The organism is Streptomyces hilarionis (assembly GCF_024539675.1).
Taxonomy (GTDB): Bacteria; Actinomycetota; Actinomycetes; order Streptomycetales; family Streptomycetaceae; genus Streptomyces; species Streptomyces hilarionis.
In genome coordinates, this window is sequence record NZ_JAHHIT010000337.1 from 1 (window position 1) to 1,906 (window position 1,906).

Annotated in this window: 1 protein-coding gene; it reads right to left on the reverse strand. The window is 77.0% G+C overall.

All coding sequences use genetic code 11. The annotated features are described in order from the left end of the window. The coding region (locus KMS84_RS38455; RefSeq protein WP_368860718.1) for a tetratricopeptide repeat protein at positions 1-1,705 on the reverse strand (1,705 nt) is incomplete at its 3' end. Positions 1,706-1,906 lie beyond the last annotated feature (201 nt).

Consider the following 1,906-nt stretch of genomic DNA (forward strand, 5'->3'; position numbering starts at 1 on the left):
CGCCCCCGCACACCAGCACCTGAACCCGCCCGGCCAGCACGGCCAGTTCCACGAGACGTCCCTCGCCGAGCCGCTCCAGCAGCCGGCCCGCGTCGAACCGGTCCCCGCCGAACCGGTCGCCGCCCCAGGCCGTCCCGCCACGGCTGTGGAGGGTCCGGGCCCGGATCTCCCGTTCCAGCCGCCGCTGTTCACGCTCCAGCGCGGGCACCGGCCGCCCGTCCATGCGGGCGGCCTCGGCGCGTGCGGCGATGACCCGGAACGCGGTCAGTCCGCTCAGCAGCGCGGGATCGCTCGGCGGCCGGGTGGGCGGCGTCGACAGCGCCGTCGCCCGCCAGCGTTCGCTCCACGCCAGCAACCGCCGTGGGCCGCCCCGCTCCAGGCTCACCTCCTGGGCCAGCGCGGCGAGTTCGGCCCCCTGCGCGGTGGCGCGGGCGCGCAGCTCGGACGCGCCCAGCGTCATGCGGTGGGCGTCGAGGACGTCCAGTCCGCGCCGGCAGGCCTCCAGCACCCCGCGGTCCGAGCCCGTCGCCCGTGCCCACAGCGCCTGAGCCGCCCAGCCCGTCAGCCGGGCCAGCGGCGGACCGCTGTGCCGGCTGCGCGCCGCGATCTGCAGATGACGTTCGGCGTCCGTCGTCCAGTTCAGGCCGAGCGCGATCCGGCCCGCCAGCAGCCAGGCCTCCGGCGCGGCGGGCGCCTGGAAGGCGGCCAGCCGCTCCGCGAGCCGCGCCGCGTCCGCGACCAGCCGGCCGGAGCCCCGGCCGGTGGCGACCCGCGCCTCGATCAGCACGAGCCGCGCGTGCGCCTCCCACCAGGTGCGCCGCTGCCCGGCGAAGAGCCGCTCGGCCACGGCCGCGCGCGCGATCGCCGTCGCGGGATCGCCCGCCAGCCGTGCCGCCTTCGCGGCGGCCAGCATCAGCTCCGCCTTGCGGGTCGACTGTCCGCCGATGCCGTCGAGGACGCCGATCGCCGCGTCCGCCTCGGCGAGCGCCTCGGGGGCCAGACCGGCCGCCATGAGGACCTCGCAGCGCCGGATGGCGAGCATGAACGTGGGCGTGCCGAGTTTGGCGTACCGCTCCTCCGCCTCGTCGAGGAGCCGCAGCGCGGCCGGGACGTCCCCGGAACGGAACGCGGCCAGGCCCCTGCTCTCCACCGCGTCGGCCTTGTCGTGCTCCTGGCCGGTGGTGTCCCACAGCGCCTCGGCCGCCGTGAAGTCCGCCTCCGCGCGCTCCACCGCCCCGAGGGCGAGATGCACCGTGGCGCGCAGGGTGAGCGCGCGCGCCGTCCAGATGACGTCGTCCACCTGGCGCAGGACGGGGATCGCCCGGCGCACGTCCTCCAGCGCCTCGCGGTGGTGGCCGAGCACCCACTGGGAGTAGGCCCGCCGGTAGAGCACCCGCGCGCGGGTGTGGCCCGAGCCGCGCTCGACGCCCCGCTCGAAGGCCGCCAGCCCCTGCCGGGTGCGGCCCGCGTGCACCAGCGCCACTCCGAGCGTCCCGAGGACGTCCGCCTCCCGCTCCGCGGAGTCCGCGCGCGCCGCGAGATCGCGGGCGCGGCGCAGATGGTCCAGGGCGAGGCGCATGTCGCCCCAGTCCCGCTGCCAGATGCCGATGACCTGGTGGGCGACGGAGGCGTGCAGCGGCGTCGGATCGGTGTCGAGCACTTCCTCCGCCCGCGACAACGCGTCGCCCGGGGCGGCGAACACCATCGGCAGCAGTTCGAGAACCGAGTCGTTTCCCGCTGTCACAGAACGGATGGTAGTGCTCCGGCCTGCGGGCCACACCGGTTCGGTGCCGTATCCACCAGTAACAATCGGACGTCGCGTCGAAGCGTTCGGCGAGGCGAACAGACGGCGCCGGGGCGACGGGCGCGTCGGGGGCGGCGGCGAGGGGGCGCGCGGGGCGGGGAG